This window comes from Candidatus Poseidonia alphae, from assembly GCF_943787815.1.
In the GTDB taxonomy this organism is placed as follows: Archaea; Thermoplasmatota; Poseidoniia; order Poseidoniales; family Poseidoniaceae; genus Poseidonia; species Poseidonia alphae.
On sequence record NZ_CALSNW010000001.1, the window covers coordinates 625,547 to 642,758 of the forward strand.

10 protein-coding genes are annotated in these 17,212 nt (G+C 52.1%); 2 read left to right on the forward strand and 8 right to left on the reverse strand.

Features of this window, described 5'->3' with window-relative positions; all coding sequences use genetic code 11:
- Window position 1 precedes the first annotated feature (1 nt).
- The gene (locus AAA857_RS02740) at window positions 2-1,201 is read left to right on the forward strand and encodes an aminotransferase class V-fold PLP-dependent enzyme (RefSeq protein ID WP_338172862.1); all 1,200 of its coding nucleotides are present in this window, start codon (window positions 2-4) and stop codon (window positions 1,199-1,201) included.
- A 62-nt stretch (window positions 1,202-1,263) separates the two neighbouring features.
- Window positions 1,264-1,902, forward strand: a complete 639-nt coding sequence (locus tag AAA857_RS02745) for a LysE family transporter (RefSeq protein WP_338172864.1) — start codon at window positions 1,264-1,266, stop codon at window positions 1,900-1,902.
- Between the two features lie 15 nt (window positions 1,903-1,917).
- Here AAA857_RS02745 and AAA857_RS02750 read toward each other — a convergent pair whose 3' ends face one another.
- From AAA857_RS02750 to AAA857_RS02785, 8 genes are all read right to left on the reverse strand, one after another.
- On the reverse strand, window positions 1,918-10,404 hold the full coding sequence (locus AAA857_RS02750) for a putative Ig domain-containing protein (protein ID WP_338172866.1): 8,487 nt from the start codon (window positions 10,402-10,404) through the stop codon (window positions 1,918-1,920).
- Between the two features lie 25 nt (window positions 10,405-10,429).
- The gene (locus AAA857_RS02755; protein ID WP_338172868.1) at window positions 10,430-10,552 is read right to left on the reverse strand and encodes a hypothetical protein; all 123 of its coding nucleotides are present in this window, start codon (window positions 10,550-10,552) and stop codon (window positions 10,430-10,432) included.
- A 114-nt stretch (window positions 10,553-10,666) separates the two neighbouring features.
- Window positions 10,667-10,954 (reverse strand): hypothetical protein, encoded by a 288-nt coding sequence (locus AAA857_RS02760; protein WP_338172870.1) that lies wholly within the window; start codon window positions 10,952-10,954, stop codon window positions 10,667-10,669.
- On the reverse strand, window positions 10,935-11,543 hold the full coding sequence (locus AAA857_RS02765) for a hypothetical protein (protein ID WP_338172872.1): 609 nt from the start codon (window positions 11,541-11,543) through the stop codon (window positions 10,935-10,937). Before AAA857_RS02765 ends, AAA857_RS02760 begins: the two co-directional genes overlap by 20 nt.
- Window positions 11,515-13,401: a LamG-like jellyroll fold domain-containing protein gene (locus AAA857_RS02770; RefSeq protein WP_338172875.1), complete on the reverse strand. Its 1,887-nt coding sequence runs from the start codon at window positions 13,399-13,401 to the stop codon at window positions 11,515-11,517. The genes AAA857_RS02765 and AAA857_RS02770 overlap by 29 nt, the downstream gene beginning before the upstream one ends.
- 68 nt (window positions 13,402-13,469) lie before the next feature.
- Complete coding sequence (locus AAA857_RS02775) at window positions 13,470-14,117, reverse strand: helix-turn-helix domain-containing protein (protein WP_338172877.1); 648 nt, start codon at window positions 14,115-14,117, stop codon at window positions 13,470-13,472.
- 42 nt (window positions 14,118-14,159) lie between these two features.
- Entirely contained in the window at window positions 14,160-15,461 is a 1,302-nt protein-coding gene (locus AAA857_RS02780) for a mechanosensitive ion channel family protein (RefSeq protein WP_338172879.1), read from the reverse strand.
- Window positions 15,462-15,555: 94 nt separating this feature from the next.
- Window positions 15,556-17,169 carry an HNH endonuclease signature motif containing protein gene (locus AAA857_RS02785; RefSeq protein WP_338172881.1) on the reverse strand — a complete coding sequence of 538 codons (1,614 nt, stop codon included), beginning with the start codon at window positions 17,167-17,169 and terminating at the stop codon, window positions 15,556-15,558.
- Between the last annotated feature and the right edge of the window lie 43 nt (window positions 17,170-17,212).

The following is a 17,212-nucleotide window of genomic DNA, read 5'->3' on the forward strand; positions in this document are numbered from 1 at the left end:
CATGGACCGACCCTCACGAAGTGAATTGGCTGGCCTTTGGATCTTGGATCCGAATTGTGTTTTTCTCAATCACGGCTCTTTTGGAGCAACACCGACCTTCATTCGAGAAGAACAAAGGAAGTGGCAGGACCTTCTCGAGGAGGAGCCGGTTCGCTTTTACGAAGACTTGGCGATGAAATTCATGGAAGATTCACGCAAGGCCCTCGCAACCATGCTTGAATGCGATGCTGAGGACTTGGCGTTAATTGAAAACGCAACATCTGGAGTGAATACGGTCATGCGGTCTCTTCGTTTCAATGAAGGCGATGAAATTCTCGTTCCTGACCACGCCTATCAGGCCTGTCGCAACACACTTGACTTTGTAGCCCAACGGTGGGGGGCTAAGATTGTCACCGTCAACATCCCGTTTCCGATTGAAGGTCAACACGTTATCATTGAACGAATAATGGCGGGCGTCACGCCACGAACCGTGCTCGCGATGGTTGATACCGTCACCAGTCCTACAGGTCTATTGATGCCTTTTGAAGAGATCACTGCAAAGCTTGAGGGCGTTGGCGTAAGTGTTCTTTTGGATGCCGCTCACGGCATCGGAATGGTCCCACTATCGCTTGATTCGTTGGGGGCATCATACACCACAAGCAACTGTCACAAATGGCTGTGCGCTCCCAAAGGCTCCGCATTTCTTCATGTACGAAAGGACAAACAAGAAAACATTCACCCGCTTACCATCAGTCACGGGATGACGTTTCCTCTTGGAGACACGACTCGGTTTCGTCACGAATTTGATTGGACTGGAACACGTGACATCTCAGCACATTGTGCCCTTCCTGCTACCATTGAATTCATGGCTGGGTTGGTCGATGGAGGCTGGCCATCCATCATGCAGCACAACCACGAACTGGCCATCAAAGGACGAAACATTTTGTGTGAAGCGCTTGGAATAGATGCTCCGTGTCCAGATGAGATGATCGCCTGCATATCGACCCTCATTCTTCCCCAAGACGGGGCCACAAACGGAATTCCCCTTCACGAACCTGACCCGCTTCATGCGGTATTGCAAACCAAGTACGGCATCCAAGTACCGGTATGGTCGTGGCCAAGTCCACAGGGCAGATACATCCGCATCTCAGCCCAAATTTACAATTCGGAAGATGAGTATCGTTACCTTGCTTACGCTCTCAAAAAAGAATTAAGCGTCTAAATGAACATAGCGAAGAAACAGCAATGCTGTATTCAAAACAAAGGTTCGTTTTATAAAAAAACTTGAATTTTACAGTTTTCGTGGATACTGTAGCGTTAACTGGTTTGTTCACAATAATTGCAGTCGCTTTAATGACGCCGGGCCCGAATGCCCTCACTTGTTTTGCCCACGGCGGATTGTTCGGGGCGAGGAGCAACATCAAACTCATTCTTGGCATGGTCATTGGCCTGGTTAGCCTTGAACTATCCATCGGCTTGGTCGTGGATGCATTAAGTGAATCCAACACTGCGTTGCAAGTTCTGCACTGGATTGGAATGATATTCCTCGCAGTCATGGTCGTCATCATGTTTCGCGTTAATCCAAAAACGATTGAAACGAAGGGTGTTGATTCGCTCTTGGGAATCAAAGCAGGCATCACAATGCAATTCGTCAACGGTAAAGAGTGGGCCTTTATCATCTTGATAATGAGTAAATTCATAGAATCATTTGGAGGCGGTTTGACGGGAATTGCTGTCATTGTGTTCATCACCGTGTCCGTATGCACGCTCGCGATGGTTGCATGGACCTTAGCAGGGACACGGCTCGACAACATTTTTTCTGACGAAGTGAAGGGTCCTCGAATCTTCAAAACCTGCGGGGTGTTGCTCGGGTTCCTTTGGATTGCCTTTTTGATTCAAGGGCCCGTAACAGGCCTACCTTGAACACACGAAGGCCATTCACTTCTTGCCCTTATCCAATTGCCTTGCTTGCTTTGCCCATTCGTCTCGCTTGACTCGGCCAGGGAAGAACTCGATGGCCTTGTTGACTTGAGTTTCAATCTCTGGGGTCATGTTTCCAACTTGTTCAAAGGTGTAAATGCCGAGCGCATTCAATTTCTCTTCGATGAACGGACCAATCCCTTTGATCGTCTGCAGTGAATCCTTCTCTGAAGCACTTGCGACACCGAGCGTTGCGAAATCAATCGATTCTGCCTTCTTAGAAATTCGTTCAAGGTCTTCGGCTTGCTTGAGTGCCTTCTCATCAAGTTTCACGTCCTCACCGAGCAAAATCTTCGCCTGATTGACCCATTGGTCTCGCTTGACACGGCCAGGGAAGAATTCGATGGCTTCGTTGACGTCAGTTTCAAGTTTTGAGGTCATCTTAGAGACTTGCAAGTAGGTGTAGATTCCGAGCGCATTGAGTTTCTCTTCAATGAATGGGCCGATGCCCTTCATGACCTGAAGGTCGTCTTTATCGCTTGCCTTGGCTGTTCCAAGAATCGCAAAGTCAATCGTTTCCGAGCGTTCTTGAACCCGTTTGAGTTCTTCCTTCTTCTTGACTTCCTTGCTCGCAGGCTTGGCTTCCTTCTTGGCAGCGGCAGCGGCCTTAGCAGCCTTCTCTTCAGCGGCCTTGGCTTCCTTAGCAGCCTTCTCTTCAGCATCCTTGGCTTCCTTAGCAGCCTTCTCTTCAGCAGCCTTGGCTTCCTTAGCAGCCTTCTCTTCAGCCTTCTTAGCGTCCTTAGCAGCCTTAGCGTCAGCATCCTTGGCCTTCTTCTCGGCTTCCTTAGCAGCCTTCTCTTCAGCAGCCTTGGCTTCCTTAGCGGCCTTTTCTTCAGCAGCCTTGGCTTCCTTAGCAGCCTTAGCGTCAGCATCCTTGGCCTTCTTCTCGGCTTCCTTAGCAGCCTTAGCGTCAGCTTCCTTAGCAGCCTTAGCGTCAGCATCCTTGGCTTCCTTAGCAGCCTTCTCTTCAGCCTTCTTAGCTTCCTTAGCAGCCTTCTCTTCAGCCTTCTTAGCGTCCTTAGCAGCCTTCTCTTCAGCCTTCTTAGCGTCGGTTTCTGCTTGAGCAGCAGCGGCAGCTGTGGCAATGGCTTCTTCAGCCGCTTTTGCTTCTTGTTCAGCCTTGAGGCGCTCTTCTTCAGCCGCCTTGAGGGCTTCTTCATCGGCCTTGGCTTCTGCTTCAATCATTCCACGTGCTTGCTTGACCCATTCGTCTCGCTGAATTCGGCCCGGATAGTGTTCAATGGCTTCATTGACATCGTCCTCTGTAGCCTTGTTGAAGTTCGCCAATTGAGCGTAGGTAAAGATTCCAAGAGCGTTGAGTTTCTCTTCGCTGTAAGGACCTATACCCTTGATGGCCTGGAGGTCGTCTGCATTTTTCTTCGTAGCCTTACCAATCACGTCGAAATCAAAGGATTTCTTACGCTTTTTAATGCGATTCATGGTTTTCTTCTTCTCAGATTCTGCCTTGATTTCATCCGCCTCAATGGTCACGTCCCACAGGAAGTAGACACTGGCCTTTCCAAGCTTGATACGTGCTTGATAGGTTCCGCCTTCGTAAGTTGGCATCTCGCGGTCATCGAACTTGAAGTTCAGAACAATTTCTCCATCCTTACCCACTGCAAGAACGCGAGTGCCTTCCATGCTGAATGCAGATTCAAACATCTTGAAACGACCGTAATTGTCTTCATCGTTGAAGTCAACCATGTCAACCTTAATGTCACCCATGTTGGTGATCGTAATGACCTCCACACTGGAATCCACCGTACCGGGTTGAAGCGGTCCAAGCGGTGCGAGAATGAACGGGTCATCCTCCGTACCTGCTCCTGAAACAAAGTTGGGTTCTGCGGTGGTGTTTTCCGGTTCAGGTCCATCTGATAGGAAAACGAGAAGTTGATCTCTACCCAACAGGAGTGGGAGCAGCAAGATGAGGAGAAGGAATATCAGGCATGGGAAACACCACATCCAACTGAATCCACCATCGTCCTTATCGCTGTTCTTAATGTCCAAACAAACTGATACCCAATCGTTTTCTCCCGAGGTACCATCATTCGGGTCTGAACCACATGTTGTTTCTTGGGAATCTGAAAGTCCATCGTTATCATCGTCCAAATCAGCCGTCAAGTTACCAATGTAACCTTCAGGTAATTCATCGGGTAAACTGTCATTATCAGTGTCGTTGAACACGGTCATTGAGATAGCAAAGGATTGGTTGTAGTTGCTGTTGCTTGCCCAAATGGTGAAGTTGAGTGTCTCGGTTCCATTCATTGGAGTTCCTCTGATACTTCCGTCCAACAAGGCGTCACGAGCAGGGCTCCATCCGAAGGTCAAACCTTCGGGGAGTTCACCACTGATGCTCCACATGACGACATCACCTGTACCCGTTACATTGGGCAGGAAGGGTTCCATCGTTTGATTGACAAAGAGGTCGACGTATTGTGTGGGATAGTTCAACGTAAACGGCAAATCAAGGTAATCGTCAAGCGCGTCGCACAAGCCGTCTCCATCGGTATCCGTTGGCACACTGGTATCCAATATTGGATTTGAACCACAGAGTGTTTCGTCAACATCCGACCACGTGTCGTCGTCATCGTCAAGGTCCTCTACAAGTGGAGGGACGCTGGTTGATGTTCCAAGCAAGCGGTCAGGCTTTCCATCACCGTCGGTGTCTTGGGCGCCTGCTGCGTCAAGTGGGAAGGCGTCAGGTCCAGCGATACAGTTGCCGTTGGTTGGTGCTTCAGGTCCGTCGCAAACGCCGTCGCCGTCAGTATCGGCATTGCCAGCCTCTGTGCCGAGCGGTTCGCCGAGTTCAGCGATGTTGGCTATGCCGTCACCGTCCATGTCAGGGTCGAGTGCATCGCAGATTCCGTCGTCATCCAAATCGTTGGGCATGTCGGTTGCATCGGTTGAATTGGTCAAACAATCAATTTCTGTAATGTCAAGGAAACCGTCGTTATCGTCGTCATCGTCAGCGATGAGACCGCCCGGACCGTCAGGGTCCTCGTCGGGATAAGCGTCGCCATCGGTGTTGACTGGGAGTAGCGGATCGAGCGGTGAGGAATCTGGACCTGCATAACAGGAGCCGTCACCGGTACCGTTGCCGTCACAGAAGCCATCGCCGTCGGTGTCCGGGTTGCGTGGATCGGTGCCGATGATGCTCTCGTTGGTGTCGGACATACCGTCGTTGTCGTCGTCCTCGTCCTCGATGAGGGTGTAGGGCTCAACGCCCGTATCCGGGTAGTCGTCAGGGAGTTGGTCTGGCATACCGTCGCCGTCGTAGTCCTCCAAGACTTCGAGCCAGAAGGTGGCCTCAATCGAGAACGCGGGGTCGGTTGTGTTTGCCCAAATCGTGTAGGTCGTGTTGGTCATTGATTCGGTCGGCGTACCACTGATGATGCCGGTTGCAGCATCAAAGATGAGCCCTTCAGGCAGGTCGGGCGAAACTTCCCACGTAGCACCAGGTACTGGGTTTGGTGGGTTGATTGGCGTTGTCTCAGTGTTGTTGACAAGAACGGTTGGGCCGAGTGGGCCAGTTCCAACTGGGTTGGAATCCGGACCGGCCAAACAGACTGGCGGAACGGCGTTGGGGCCGTCACAGATGCCATCATTGTCGGTGTCTGGGTCGAGTGGGTCTGTGCCCATGTCGCCCGTGCCGTTGTAGATGCCTGTGCCCGTCTCGGACAGGTCAGAGGCACCGTCACCGTCGTCGTCCAAATCTTCCACCAGTTCGCCATCACCCGGATAATCGTCGGGCAGTTCGTTGGGCAAACCGTCACGGTCAGTGTCTTCCAAAATTTGCAAGTTGAAATCAAAGGTGATGGATGAGGTATCGGTGATGCCCAAAATGGTGTAGGTGATGTTCGTCGTCACTTCGGTCGGCGTACCGCTGATGATACCACTGACCGGGTCGATGTTCAATCCATCAGGCAAATCTGGAGAAATACTCCATGTTGCACCAGGCAACTGATAAGGAGGCACAAGACTTGAGAACTGTGTGTTGTTCAATCCATACACAACCCCTTCCGCAGCTTCGCCAAACGGTGTATCGTCAGGTCCAGCAACGCAGATGAGGTTGCCTTGAACGTCATAGACAGCGTTCGGTCCGTCACAAATTCCGTCGTTATCGGTGTCTGGGTCAAGCGGGTCGGTTCCCGTGTCAGTGCTGCTGTTGTAGATGCCCGTGCCCGTTTCGTTCACGTCGTCCAAGCCGTCACCGTCGTCGTCCAAGTCCTCAACCAAAGCAGGGTCGCTGTTTGAAGGAGGATTGAGCGTGTCAGGGTTGCCGTCGCCGTCTGTATCGGTGTCGCCAGCAGGGTCAAGCGGGAAGGCGTCAGGGCCAGCAACGCAGTCCGGTGGCGAAGCCACAGGTCCGTCGCACATACCGTCGCCGTCTGTATCTGGGTTGAGTGGATTGGTGCCAATCTCTGATTCGTTGGTGTCGGAAAGTCCGTCGTTATCATCGTCAGTGTCTTCAACAAGGCCAGGTGCATCTGGGTTGGTTGGATCATAATCGCCCGGAAGTTCGTTTGGCATTCCGTCGCCGTCGCTGTCTTCCAAGATTTCAATGGTGAAGTTCCACGAGAGAGAATCACCGTTGGAGTTGTTCGACCACATGGTGAAGGTGGTGTTGGTGATGGTTTCGGTCGGTGTTCCGGTGATTTCACCGGTCGCGGGGTCAAGTGACAGGGTTGCTGGCAAGTCCGGTACAATCTCGTACGTTCCACCGCTTACTGCCAAGTATGGAGCAAGCGTTGAGATGGCGGTGTTGTTGATGGCCACCAAGGTTGGTGGGAAACTCTCACCGTTCGGGTCCATGTCTGGACCTGCAATGCAAACGCCAGGTACGGCGTTTGGTCCGTCGCAAATACCATCACCGTCGGTGTCGGGATTGAGCGGGTCGGTGCCCGTATCGCTGGCGTCAATGTAGGTTCCAGTGTCCGTTTCGATGCTGTCGGCAAGGCCGTCGCCGTCGTCGTCGGTATCTGCCACAAGACCAGAGGTTGGTCCTTCAGCTGCATCGTAATCGCTTGGCAAGTCGTTGGCAAGACCGTCGCCGTCGTAATCAGCAAGGCTTCGTAGGTTGAACGAGAAGGTCTGGATTGCACTGCCGTTATGGGTTGCTGTTACCGTAATGGTAGCATTCGCGAAGGTTCCGTTGACCGTTCCTGTAATTTCACCAGTTGAAGCATCAATCGTGAGGTTTCCTGGCAAGTTTGCCGAAGCCGTCCACGTGGTGGTACCGTTCCAGAACGGAGGATGGAAGCCAATTGGATCAATCGTCTGGTTCTCAACGACCGTGTGAGCGTTCGTGGTATCCACGCTAAAGTACAACTCGTGCGTGGTTGAATAACCGCTCTGATTGGCGTAAATCGTGTAGGTTTGATTGGTCGCATAGACCGAAGGTGTGCCGCTAATCGTACCGCCCGAGATGCTCATGCCGGCCGGCAAAGCAGGGTGTGTTTCCCAAGTGACGATGGTGGTCGTGGTATCCCAGGTGTTGCTGCCAGAAACAGCTACCGGTGAACCCTGATTGGTGTTGCTTCCTCCATCGCCCAACTGTCCGTAGACGTCATACCCCCAACACTTCGCCTCGCCGTTGTCAAGGATGGCGCAGGTGTGGGAATTTCCAGCAGACACAGCAACGGCCGTTCGGCCACTGCCGAGGTTGATGGCGGTGGATGAAGGTGCGTTGGTGTTCGTGTTGCTTCCTCCATCGCCCAACTGTCCGTAATTGTCCAGCCCCCAACACTTCAGGTCGCCGTTGTCGAGGATGGCACAGGTGTGATGATGAGTAGTATCCACGGCAACGGCCGTTCGGCCCGTGCCGAGGTCAATCGCGGTGGATGAAGGTGCGTTGGTGTGGGTGTTGCTTCCACCATCGCCCAACTGTCCATGGTAGTCATACCCCCAACACTTCATGTCGCCGTTGTCAAGGATAGCACAGGTGTGGTGATTTCCAGCATCTACTGCAACGGCCGTGCGGCCCGTGCCGAGGTTGATGGCGGTGGATGAAGGTGCGTTGGTGTCCGTGTTGCTTCCTCCATCGCCCAACTGTCCGTAATTGTCCCACCCCCAGCACTTCAGGTCGCCGTTGTCAAGGATGGCACAGGTGTGGTGATCTCCAACAGCCACTGCAACGGCCGTGCGGCCCGTGCCGAGGTTGATGGCGGTGGATGAAGGTGCGTTGGTGTTCGTGTTGCTTCCTCCATCGCCCAACTGTCCTTTATTGTCATACCCCCAGCACTTCAGGTCGCCGTTGTCAAGGATGGCACAGGTGTGTCGATCTCCAGCATCTACTGCAACGGCCGTGCGGCCCGTGCCGAGGTTGATGGCGGTGGATGAAGGTGCGTTGGTGTTCGTGTTGCTTCCTCCATCGCCCAACTGTCCGTAAAAGTCCCATCCCCAACACTTCAGGTCGCCGTTGTCGAGGATGGCGCAGGTGTGGTAAGTTCCAGCATCTACTGCAACGGCCGTGCGGCCCGTGCCGAGGTTGATGGCGGTGGATGAAGGTGCGTTGGTGTTCGTGTTGCTTCCTCCATTACCCAATTGGCCGTAAACTCCGTATCCCCAGCACGACACAGAACCGTTGTCGAGGATGGCGCAGGTGTGGGAACCTCCAGCAGACACCTTGTTGTTTGCATAAGCAAAGGACGAGGAACTCGAAGAGCCGCCGCTTGAACCCGAGCCTCCACTGGAACCGGAAGATCCTGAAGAACCAGATGAAGCGTTGGCGTTCACCGTGTAATTGAGCGTGATCGGGGTCATCGCTTCACCCAAGTTAAGCGCCGCACCTTCCACCGCTGAGGTGATGGTGCCGAACGTCGAGGTGGACAACCACACGCTGCCCTGGTAGGTCACGTTGCTGATGTTGGCGGTGACCGTGTAGGTCGTGCTTGTCGTCGCAACCGTTGGTGTACCGCTGATGGTGCACGTGCTGCTGTCGATGTTCAAGCCGTTTGGTAGGCTTGGAGAAGCAACACAACTTGTTGCATTGGTGAGGTTGGTCATGCCGCCGCTGCCTGAGCCGCCGCTGCCTGAGCCGCCGCTTGAGCCGCTGCTAGGTCCGGTTGAGGAATCCCAGGTGTTGCTGCCAGAAACAGCTACCGGTGAACCCTGATTGGTGTTGCTTCCTCCATCGCCCAACTGTCCGTAGACGTCATACCCCCAACACTTCGCCTCACCGTTGTCAAGGATGGCGCAGGTGTGGGAATTTCCAGCAGACACAACAACGGCCGTTCGGCCACTGCCGAGGTTGATCGCCGTGGATGATGGTGCATTGGTGTCCGTGGTGGTTCCGCCATCGCCCAACTGTCCATTATTGTCCCGCCCCCAGCACTTCAGGTCGCCGTTGTCGAGGATGGCACAGGTGTGATAATCTCCAGCAGACACCGCAACGGCCGTGCGGCCCGTGCCGAGGTTGATGGCGGTGGATGAAGGTACGTTGGTGTTCGTGTTGCTTCCTCCATCGCCCAACTGTCCGTAATTGTCCCACCCCCAGCACTTCAGGTCGCCGTTGTCAAGGATGGCGCAGGTGTGGTAATTTCCAACAGACACCGCAACGGCCGTGCGGCCCGTGCCGAGGTTGATGGCGGTGGATGAAGGTGCGTTGGTGTTGGTGTTGCTTCCTCCATCGCCCAACTGTCCGTAGCCGTCATACCCCCAACACTTCAGGTCGCCGTTGTCAAGGATGGCACAGGTGTGGTAAGTTCCAGTAGACACCGCAACGGCCGTTCGGCCCGTGCCGAGGTTGATGGCGGTGGATGAAGGTGCGTTGGTGTTCGTGTTGCTTCCTCCATCGCCCAACTGTCCATAGGAGTCATATCCCCAACACTTCAGGTCGCCGTTGTCAAGGATGGCACAGGTGTGGTAAGATCCAGCAGCCACCGCAACGGCCGTGCGGCCCGTGCCGAGGTTGATCTCCGTGGATGAAGGTGCGCCGGTGTCCGTGTTGCTTCCACCATCACCCAACTGTCCGTTGGAGTCATGTCCCCAGCACTTCAGGTCGCCGTTGTCAAGGATGGCACAGGTGTGGTGATATCCAGCAGACACCGCAACGGCCGTGCGGCCCGTGCCGAGGTTGATCGCCGTGGATGAAGGTGCGTTGGTGTCCGTGTTGCTTCCTCCATCGCCCAACTGTCCATTGGTGTCACGTCCCCAACACTTCAAGTCGCCGTTGTCAAGGATGGCACAGGTGTGGTGATATCCAGCAGACACCTTGTTGTTTGCATAAGCAAAGGACGAGGAACTCGAAGAGCCGCCGCTTGAGCCGCTGCCTGAGCCGCTGCCTGAGCCGCTGCTCAGTGAGGTGATTTCACCTGGTTGATGAGCCCACAGTTCTTTGCCGCTGCTTCCATCCTCCGCACTGAAGTAGAGCGTATCACCGACGAGTATCGCCACCAACCATTGTCCGGGGTTACTGTTGCCAGATCCGCTGCGGATATCAGCCACCCGCCAAGTTGAGGCGTTTGAGGTATCATGAGCCCACAGTTCGTGCCGCTGCTTCCATCATCGCACTGAAGTAGAGCGTATCACCGACGAGTATCTCCATGTATTGTCCGGGGTTACTGTTGCCAGCTCCGCTGCGGATATCAGCCACCCGCCAAGTTGAGGCGTTTGAGGTATCATGAGCCCACAGTTCGTGCCGCTGCTTCCATCATGCGCACTGAAGTAGAGCGTATCACCGACGAGTATCGCCATGTATTGTCCGGGGTTACTGCTGCCAGCCCCGCTGGATATCAGCCACCCGCCAAGTTGAGGCGTTTGAGGTATCATGAGCCCACAGTTCTATGCCGCTGCTTCCATCATTCGCACTGAAGTAGAGCGTATCACCGACGAGTATCGACATGTATTGCTCCGGGGTGACTGCTGCCAGTATGCCGCTGTCGATATCAGCCACCCGCCAAGTTGAGGCGTTTGAGGTATCATGAGCCCACAGTTCGTAGCCGCTGCTTCCATCATACGCACTGAAGTAGAGCGTATCACCGACGAGTATCGCCATGTAATTTCCGGGGTAACTGCTCGCCAGATCCGCTGTCGATATCAGCCACCCGCCAAGTTGAGGCGTTTGAGGTATCATGAGCCCACAGTTCTTTGCCGCTGCTTCCATCCTCCGCATCGAAGTAGAGCGTATCACCGACGAGTATCTCCGCCATCCATTGTCCGGGGAGACTGCTGCCAGATCCGCTGTCGATATCAGCCACCCGCCAAGTTGAGGCGTTTGAGGTATCATGAGCCCACAGTTCTGTGCCGCTGCTTCCATCATCTGCACTGAAGTAGAGCGTATCACCGACGAGTATCTCCATGTGTTGTCCGGGGTTACTGCCGCCAGATCCGCTGCGGAATTCAGCCACCCGCCAAGTTGAGGCGTTTGAGGTATCATGGGCCCACAGTTCTGTGCCACTGCTTCCATCATTTGCACTGAAGTAGATCGTATCACCGACTAAGGTCTCCATGAATTGTCCGGGGTTACTGTTGCCAGATCCGCTGTAGATATCAGCCACCCGCCAAGTTGAGGCGTTTGAGGTATCATGAGCCCACAGTTCGTAGCCGCTGCTTCCATCATACGCATCTGAAGTAGAGCGTATCACCGACGAGTATCTCCATGAATGATCCGGAGTTACTGGCGGACGATCCGCTGTTGATATCAGCCACCTGCCATGTTGTTCCGTTGCCGTTGGTTGTGGTGCCTGAGCCGCTACCGGAACCGCTGCCTGAGCCGCTTGCCGCACTGGCGTTGTACTGGAAGGTGATGTTGGTCATGGCCTGCCCAACTGTAAGGTCAGCACCTTCAACGCTCGGTGTAAGTTCAAGGTAAGACGTGGAGAACCACACGGCCGTCTGGAAGGTCGTTCCACCGATGACGGCGGTCACATTGTAGGACGTGTTTGTCGTCGCAACCGTTGGTGTACCGCTGATGGTGCACGTGCTGCTGTCGATGTTCAAACCGTTTGGTAGGCTTGGTGAAGCAACACAACTTGTTGCACCGCTTGCTGCACTGGCGTTGTACTGGAAGGTGATGTTGGTCATGGCCTCATCGAGGATGAGTTCTGCACCTTCGACACTTGGCGTGAGTGGTAGGTAAGCGCTTGAGAGCCATACCGTTGTCTGGTAGGTTACGTTGCTGATGTTGGCGGTGACCGTGTAGGTCATGTTGCTCGTCGCAACCGTTGGTGTACCGCTGATGGTGCACGTGCTGCTGTCGATGTTCAAGCCGTTTGGTAGGCTTGGAGAAGCAACACAACTTGTTGCATTGGTGAGGTTGGTCATGAATGAATTCAAACTCAGGTTGAATGTTCGCGAATAGGAAGTCGTGGAGGAGTTGGCATACACCGTGTATTGGCCTGCGCCTTGGGAGCTAGGAGGTGTTCCAGTGATTGTCCCTGTGATTGTATCCAGCGACAATTCACTCGGAAGAGCGGGCGAAATATCCCACGTGATTTCACCGACATCCATCAGTGTGGCAAAATTCGATGCAGAGAGGAGTCCGTCGTATATGTACAGGTCATCAAGAACACCATCAAAGCCATCATACCAACTATCGGCACTGCTGAGGCCTAAAGTAGTCCCTGACGTTGATGTAAATTGAGTACCTGATGATGTTCGCGTGACATCAGACGACCCATTCACGTAGAAATTCACCACGTAACCGCTGCTGTACGTTGCGGATACGCCAATGTGATACCACACATCATTCTCGAGTTGTATGCTCGAATAATGGTCGTTCCACGCTCCGTTGCCAGTTTGACGTATTCTGAAGCTGAGCGCCCCGTTTGCATCTACTCTAAGGTCGTATTGTGGGTGGTTGTCGATGATGTTTTGCACTGTCCCAACATTGGTTGGCTTTACCCAAAGAGAGAGTGAAATGCTGTTTGAATTGATTGCCAATTCACTGTGATTTGTCCCGTAATGAACTTCATCATCCAGGGCGTGCATTTCTCGGCCGTGTCGGTCGTAGGTGAGGTTCGAAGCGGTTGAGTTTTCCATGGGCGTGGACGATGTGTCGTTGAACGAATGGTCGAACGGGAATGTCACCTTTTCATTGGAACTCAGATTACTCGGCAGGGAGAAATTGTCCCATTCAAGAGAGAATTCAATCGGTGTGATGGCTGTCCCATTGATTATTTGAGTGGCTGAACCCGATGTGGTTCTCAGTCCGATGTTATTGACGAAACTCGATTGATTTGAGCCATTCGCCGCATTGGAATTGTATTGGAAGGTGATGTTGGTCATGGCCTCATCGATGATGAGTTCTGCACCTTCGACGCTGGCGGTGAAGTTGCTTGCGCCCGCGCCGCCCGTTTCGAGAACGTCGGTGCTCTGGTCCAGCGTTTCTTCGCCGTTTGTCCACGGGTTCATGGATTCAAGATAACCAACTTGGGTCATCATCATCATCAAGAGCGAGAGAACGACGGCTCGGTTGAAATTCGCGTGGCGTGCGCTGGACATAGACAAGCCATTGTCTTACGCGCTTAAGGACAAATACCGTTCATGATAGGTGGGCGTCCAAAGTCATCTCACGGCTCGGTTGTGAACGCATGAATGATGGTCGCTTCAGCAGACTGTAGATGCTCACTCACTGTGGCTTGTTTGATGTCGAGAGAATTGGCGATGTCTCGTTGAGTGCAGCGGCGAGGTCGGTCATAATAACCCATTTCAATGGCCTTTTCCAATACCGTTCGTTGACGCTCTGGAAGCAACTCAATAAATTCTGGATTATGCAAGGATTCAGCGCCTAGCTTCATCTTAAATCCGTCTCCAAGAAGGGCATTGAGATCTTCACGCGCTTGACGTAGAGCGTCTCTGGTGCCTCGGAGCGTCAGTGTCATTCCTTGCGGATGGACAAATGTAGGCGTAACCCACCACGCATGATCAAGGGTAGCAAAAACAAGTGATAACGGTCCTGAAGCCAGGACCTCACAAAGGGCGGAATGGGCGTTTTGATCTAAGATTTTTAAAATTTTAAACGCATTTTGTTCTTTTTCAAGAATTGAAGCGTCATCGTAATCGACACGGATAAGCGCATTAATTCCGTCTGAGGAGGCGCTCATTCTTGTTAGAAACTCCACTCTATTGAAATCGCTTGTAAGTACAATTCCTGGTAGGTATCTTCCCGAGTCGAGGGTGATTTCAATTTGCATGTATCGCAAATCCACCGAGTCCATACCTATCATGAACGGGACCCGGTACATTAAGTCACCTCTTCTTCAGCTATCCCCGGCTTCGAACATGCTCAAGACACGGTTCAATTCTCTGAGGGATTCTTCCAAAGTATTGATTTCGCTTCGCTCCAATTCAGGGTCCTTGAGTTTCTCGGTGATGGCTTCAATTTCCCACTTCGCTTGTGCGCGTTCGCGTTCAAGCGCTTTGTCTTCCTTAATCATCTGCAGTCGAGCACGGCGCACGTTCGTTGCTTTGCGTTGCTTGTTGTAGGACTCCTTATTGTCCGATGCGATTTCAACCGCCGTTGGGAACGGTATGCCAATGCCTTCCTCGGCAAAGCTTTCTGCGATATTTTTCAACAACCAATCCTTTGCAACGAATTCATCCGAATAGTCCTCAACCCACCCGTACAGTCGGAAGACCTTGGCGAAGTCTCCAAGTTCATTAAGGAGAACTCGGGGTTCTGGAGCCTCAATGACATAGGGGCATTGTCGCATCAGTTGAAGAACGGTATACTTGACGTGAGAAATGTCTTCGTCGTATTCTACGCCGATGTCCATCACCAAAGAAATTCTCCGACCTTGCCCATCTCCACCGCCACGGGCATGGTTGACGACCGTGGAATTGATCAAATTGTTGTTGGGGATGACAACAAGGTTTTCTTCATTCGTGAGAATCTTAGTTGAGAGAATTCCTACGGAAACAACAGAACCTATTTCGCCGTCCACCTCGATGCGGTCACCGACCTCGAAGGGTTGGTCCAGAGCGAGCATGAAAGAGTTGATGATGTTTCCAAGGGTCTGCTGCATGGCGAGTCCGATGATAAGGGAAAAGACCGCCAGAGACGCAAGAAGTCCCATGAGTTCGAAACCGAGCACATCCATGGCCAGATAGAGCCCCCCAAACCAGACCGCCGCTCTAAGAAGGAAGATGACCAACGAATTACTACCCGATACAGTAACTGAAGAGGGGTTGGAAAATTTATCAAAAATAACGGGAATCATAATCTTCAGTGCAACACTTACGAGAGAGGTTGACAGAAGAATATACACCGCTTGAAAGATTGGGTCTAAAGCTACATTGAGGTCCTCATCTTTGCCCATAACCCAAAGCATGGTGAGTTGCAAGCCGGCGAAAATGATGAAGGAATACATGCGTTGTGTGACCGGACGGTACAACTGGTCATCCCAGTCAAACGAGGTTGCTTTGACGAAGTCAAGTACGATTTTCTTCATCAAAAAGCGGACAATGCCCACTGAAATCAAGGTCAAGAGAAGCCCTGCTGACCATTGCATCCAGGTATCCATGGCATTTGCTTCATCGATAATCTCGTTCACTGTTACCATGTTCAACGCCTCGTGCTCTATGACATGGATATTGACCCGTTCATAATAGGTTTGCCAGCGTTCATACAACAGCGTAAACACCTCTTGTTAACGTCTACTCCTCTTCGCCCATCGGTGTAGAATCTAAAATAACCGTTTGATTGGGCACCTCGCCCTCAATTGAATAATTCAGTTGAGTTAGGTCAAGCAATTGTCTAACCTTTTTAGGAATTGGCCCTTTGGAATTCACTCCAAAGGGGGCCAGGAAATGCGTCCATGTTTGGCCCGAGCGTTTTTGTTCCCCCGAAATGAGACCCCAAAAGACTCCAAAATCTATCGGGGTTCCGCGTTCATGACCTTCAATCACTGCGGACCGCCAAGATTCCAAGAGTTCTTCCGGAGATGGTTGTGTGTTGGCCGGACCCTCTGTGCCTTCTGAAATTTTTGCCACCTCAAACTTTGGAGAGGAGCCCGTGATGATTACCTTTTCAGAAAGATGTTCTTGGATGGCTTTTTTCATCCCTCTTGGAAGGCCAAAGAGTTTCAAAAAGTCGGTCGTTGTTCTTTCTGAGATCCCTTGACCCTCCATGTAGGCGACAATTTTCTTTCCAATTTCAGCGATCTGAATTGGTTCGGTAGTGAGAAAGGAGAGAATGATTGTCCGGAATTCTTCAATAGAACGATGAATTGATTCATTGGCCCGTATACTTGAGGAAATGGTTCGTGCAACTTCGTGCTTAGGGGATACCCCAGAGATCATGACCTCTTCTGCAAGGTGAGTTTCGAGGGCTTTTTTCAGGCCTTTTGGTAAGCCGTATAGATTCAGGAAATCTGTTGTTGTCGAACCTGACATTCCCTGAGTATTCATGTAATCCTTAACGTGATCTCCAAGATGAGAGATCGTGATAGGGGTTGCGGTTAGAAAAGAGAGAACCACAGAACGGAATTCCGTCATTGGGCGCTGGGTCAATTTGGACTTCAAAACATTGTCACTTTGTTCAGCGGCAACAACCTCTTTGTCACGCAGCGTTGTTTTTTGTTCGGTTTGGTTCTGAACGGCGGCGGGCTGAGCAGTCGCAATCGATTTCACTTTCGGGGGCTCTTGATTGACATTGTATCCAAAAAGGCGGTCAAGTACGGAGATGAACATCCCTTTCCTCTTCACTTTTTGGGGAATGTTCTGCTTTCTTTCCATCCTCTGACGAGTACCCTGTTTGTAATTTGGTAAATCTCCCTTCTTCCATGATGAAAACCGTCCGTATGCGTTGATAAGTTGTGCTGGTAGTTGGCGTCCTGAGAAACGGTACATGAGGAACTTTTGATGGATTAAATCCACTTGACTGCCGGCTGATAGTCCATCATCGATGGACAGTTCAGACCAAAGCAAGTATTCTTCCACCATGGCCCAGTTTCCGGGATAATTTTTGAAGTAAGGTGGATGGCCGAGAATGGCTTGCATGACGAGGTTTCTTGCGTTGTTGCAAGCAAGACAAAACTGAATCCTGTTATGATCGGTATTTTCCCCTCCAAGTGCCCTTGGATGGATGTGCTCGGTGTTATGGTTCCCACCCTCAAATTGAATCCCGCAGTGTGGACATTGTGCTCTGTTTTTCAACAATGTGAGCTCTCTGCCATCGTTGATAGAAGTACCGTTTTTTGCTTTCCCTGATACGCTCAAAAACTGCCTCGCTGAAGACAATTGTTCCTTGTAACGCACAGCCAAATCCACAGAACATCACCGTTGGGAACCGTCTACCCTCGCGGGCAGTCAT

Bases quoted from the DNA above. Each gene is read 5' to 3' on its own strand.
- AAA857_RS02740 (WP_338172862.1), top strand. From the start codon at position 2: ATGGACCGACCCTCACGAAGTGAATTGGCTGGCCTTTGGATCTTGGAT.
- AAA857_RS02780 (WP_338172879.1), bottom strand. From the start codon at position 15,461: ATGGTAACAGTGAACGAGATTATCGATGAAGCAAATGCCATGGATACC.
- AAA857_RS02775 (WP_338172877.1), bottom strand. From the start codon at position 14,117: ATGGACTCGGTGGATTTGCGATACATGCAAATTGAAATCACCCTCGAC.
- AAA857_RS02760 (WP_338172870.1), bottom strand. From the start codon at position 10,954: ATGGCGATACTCGTCGGTGATACGCTCTACTTCAGTGCGTATGATGGA.
- AAA857_RS02770 (WP_338172875.1), bottom strand. From the start codon at position 13,401: ATGTCCAGCGCACGCCACGCGAATTTCAACCGAGCCGTCGTTCTCTCG.